The organism is Nitrospirota bacterium (genome assembly GCA_037386965.1).
Classification (GTDB): domain Bacteria; phylum Nitrospirota; class Thermodesulfovibrionia; order Thermodesulfovibrionales; family JdFR-86; genus JARRLN01.
Map to the genome: position 1 here is coordinate 1 of JARRLN010000131.1, position 3,526 is coordinate 3,526.

4 protein-coding genes are annotated in these 3,526 nt (G+C 66.1%); 2 read left to right on the forward strand and 2 right to left on the reverse strand.

Annotated features, from left to right (window positions below; all coding sequences use genetic code 11):
* Together P8Y39_12830 and selA are read left to right on the forward strand one after the other, a co-directional pair.
* The coding region (locus P8Y39_12830) for a choice-of-anchor D domain-containing protein (protein MEJ2193200.1) at window positions 1-1,061 on the forward strand (1,061 nt) is incomplete at its 5' end.
* Between the two features lie 75 nt (window positions 1,062-1,136).
* Entirely contained in the window at window positions 1,137-2,561 is a 1,425-nt protein-coding gene (gene selA / locus P8Y39_12835; protein ID MEJ2193201.1) for an L-seryl-tRNA(Sec) selenium transferase, read from the forward strand.
* A gap of 16 nt (window positions 2,562-2,577) precedes the next feature.
* Here selA and P8Y39_12840 read toward each other — a convergent pair whose 3' ends face one another.
* Window positions 2,578-2,892 (reverse strand): hypothetical protein, encoded by a 315-nt coding sequence (locus tag P8Y39_12840; GenBank protein MEJ2193202.1) that lies wholly within the window; start codon window positions 2,890-2,892, stop codon window positions 2,578-2,580.
* A 183-nt stretch (window positions 2,893-3,075) separates the two neighbouring features.
* Window positions 3,076-3,526 (reverse strand): OsmC family protein (locus P8Y39_12845; protein MEJ2193203.1); only part of this gene is annotated, 451 nt, incomplete at its 5' end.

A 3,526-nucleotide genomic window follows, 5' to 3' on the forward strand; every position in this document is an offset into this window, starting at 1 on the left:
AGTGCTCCGGGACGACCCTGCCGCCGGTGGGCACCTGTACGGTGAGCGTGGCCTTCGAACCCGCAAACGAAGGCACCTTCAGCGACTCTTTCGACATCCCGTCAAACGACCCGGACGAAAACCCCATAACCGTGAGCGTAAGCGGCACCGGCACCGTCCAGGCGGTGGCGGACATCACGGTGACGGATTCCGCCGAGCCCCCTGATGACCATGCCGTTACCTTCGGCTCCCTCACGGAGGGCAGAAGCGCCGAGGCGGTCGTTACCGTCAGAAACGACGGTGTGGGCGACCTCCTCGTGGGAAGCATCGGGGCGTACTCCCTGAAGGAGCCCTTCTCGGTCGCGGAGGATGCCTGTTCGGGGCTTTCCCTGGCGCAGGGCGAGGAGTGCACGGTTACCGTTTCCTTCTCTCCCCAAAGCGGGCAGTGCACCGTCGATTCGAACGCCGGGGACGGCGGCTCCAATGGGTGCTCCTACAGCGGCAGTTTCGACATACCCTCAAACGACCCGGACGAGCAGACCGTGACCGTGGCCGTCAGCGGCATCGGGGTACCCGGTACGACGAACAATCCCCCGGGGAAGGTCCGCCTCCTTTATCCCTCCGACAGGCAGGAGGGCCTGGAGACGGAGCTTGAGTTCCGGTGGGAGCGGTGCGACGACCCCGACGGCGATGACGTGGGCTATACGCTTTATATCTCCAAGGACCCCACCTTCATGGATGCCGAGAGCACGCGCACCGTCCAGGTGGCCTCGGCGGGCGCGGGAACCCTCCTGGCCGGAAGCGGCATCGGGTTCATCCTGGTGGGCATCGCCATGGCCGGCGGGCTCAGCAGGAGACGGCGGCTCCTTGCCCTGGCCTTCCTGCTTCTGCTGGCGGGATTCCTCTTTATGGCCTGTAGCGGCGATGGAAGCGGCAGCGTGCCCGCCACGCCGGACAGCTCCGTCCAAACCCAGCAGGTCTCGGGCCTGGATCCCGGCTCCACCTATTACTGGAAGGTCGCGGCCGCCGACGGCCAGGGTGGAGTTTCGGAAAGCGACGTCTGGACCTTCACCACCCGCTGAGGCAGTTTCGCCGCATGGAAAGGCCGAGGGGGCTCTCCCCCCCGGCCTTTCTTTATTGACCCCCCGGCGGCCCCTGTGGTACAAAAAGTCGTGGACGCAAAGGAGCTTTTGAAGGGCCTTCCCTCCGTGGACGAGGTGCTGAGAAGTCCGGCCGGGGAGGAGTGGCTTGCCCGCTACCCCCGGCGCTACGTCATCCAGGGCGTCCGGGACGCCATCCAGGCCGAGAGGGAGCGCATCCTCGAAGGCGAGGCCGGGGCACCGGGCGGAGACCTCACCGCCCGGATGGAGGAGCGGGTCCGTGCCCTTTGCTCCCTCAGCCTCCGCCCCGTCATAAACGCCACGGGCATCGTCATCCATACCAACCTCGGGCGCTCCCCCCTGCCCGAGCGGGCCCTCCAGAACATGCTCGCCGTGGCCCGCGGGTATTCGAACCTGGAGTACGACCTCGCGGAGGGGAAAAGGGGCAAGCGCTACGCCCATGTGCGGCGGCTCCTCCGGGACGTCACGGGGGCGGAGGACGGCATCGCCGTCAACAATAACGCAGGCGCGGTCCTCCTCTCGCTAAGCGCGCTGGCCCGGGGCAGGGAGGTCGTCGTCTCCCGGGGAGAGCTCGTGGAGATAGGCGGCTCCTTCCGCATCCCCGACGTGATGGCCCAGAGCGGAGCCGTTCTTCGGGAGGTGGGCGCCACGAACAAGACCCATCTCGGGGACTACGAGGCCGCCCTGACCGCGGAGACGGCCCTCATCCTGAAGGTCCACCAGTCCAACTACCGCATCGTGGGCTTCTCCGAGGACGTCCCGGTGCGGGAACTGGTCCGGCTGGGCAGGGAAAGGGGCGTGCCCGTCATGTACGACATGGGAAGCGGGTGCCTCATGGACCTCGCCCCGTGGGGCATCGGGGGCGAGCCCTCGGTGGCCGACACCCTCGGGGAGGGGCCCGACCTGGTCACCTTCAGCGGCGACAAGCTCCTCGGGGGCCCCCAGGCCGGGCTCGTCGTGGGGAGAAAGGCCCTTGTCCAGGCCATCGAAAGGCACCCTCTTACGCGGGCCCTGAGGATAGACAAGCTCACCCTGGCGGCCCTGGAGGCGGTCCTCATGACCTACGCCGACCCGGAGCGCGCCCGGACGGAGATACCCACCCTGAGGATGCTCTGCGAGGAGGCCGGCTCGGTCAAGCGCCGGGCCCGGAGGATGGCGGCGGCCATCCGGAAGGAAGGCGCTCCGGCCCGGGTCTCGGTGCTCCGGGACACGGCATACTCGGGCGGCGGGGCCCTGCCGGAGCAGGCCCTCCCGACCTATGCCGTCTCGGTGGCGCCCCTGGGGGAAATGAGCCCCAACGCCCTGGAAGAGCGGCTGAGGAAAGGAGACCCTCCCGTCATCGCCCGCATCAGGGAAGGGGTCCTCCTTCTCGATGCCCGCACCGTGCAGGACGGCGAGATACGGACACTGGCCCGCTCGGTGCTCGACGCCCTTGCCGAAGAACAGGCCGAGAGGGCCTGAGACCTTTCGCTTTATTTCAGGCCTTGGCCAGGGTGCAGTTTCTCCGCATGTTCAGCAGGCTCAGGGCGAACTTGAAGTCGGCCTCTTCCTGCCTGACCGAGAGGTAGAACTTGCACTTGCCGCAGTCGCTGTAAAGCCGGACGAAGACACAGCAGGCCTCCTCCCCGCACATGGTGCCGGCCACGGACCAGCAGGCCCTCCCGCCGTTGCGCCCCCCGTGCACGCCGTTCAGGCGCGCCTCCGTGCTCGCCGGACAGGGGGAGGCACCCGCCATCTTGCCGCCCTGCTCCCTCTGGCAGTGCATCACTTCCCAACAATTCTTCTGCTTCATCCCACCCTCAAGATTCGTATTGCCCCCTTCTCAGAAGAGGGTCTCCCCTATCTGAATCGAGTGCGAAGGAGTCCCCGGCTCCCCGGCCTCGGAAGTAATTACGCGCGCATCAAACAGCCGGCATGACAGTGCCGGCAAGCGGCTCCAAGCATTGGTTGAGGCTTCAATGCCATATATGAAAAACTAACCGGTCAGTATCTCGTAGCGGACCTCATGCTCCAGGTCTTTGCGCAGGGTGTGGTAGACGGAGCAGTACTTCTCCTTGGACAGCGATACGGCCCTCTGCATTTTCCTGTCGTCGAGATTTCTGCCCTTGACCTTTATCAGGAGCTCCACGCGGGTGAAGTACTGCGGCGGGGTGGGGTTGCGCTTGCCCAGGACGTCCATGGAGAACTCCGTGATCTCTCCCCGCATCTTCTGCACGAAGGACACCACGTCGATGGCCAGGCAGGCGGCCACGCTGGCCAGGAGGGACTCCGTGGGCATGCAGCCCCATTCCACCCTGGCGTCGTAGTCTATGACGTAACCCCGGGACGTCCGGGCGGCAAAGATGAGGTCCTTGTCCCAGGTGAGAGTCATCTTCATGTCGGGGGCCACCTCGGACTTGTAGCCCTTGAGCGTCTTTTCCAGTTCC

Coding starts and splice junctions, on each gene's coding strand:
- P8Y39_12840 (MEJ2193202.1), bottom strand. CDS start 2,892: ATGAAGCAGAAGAATTGTTGGGAAGTGATGCACTGCCAGAGGGAGCAG.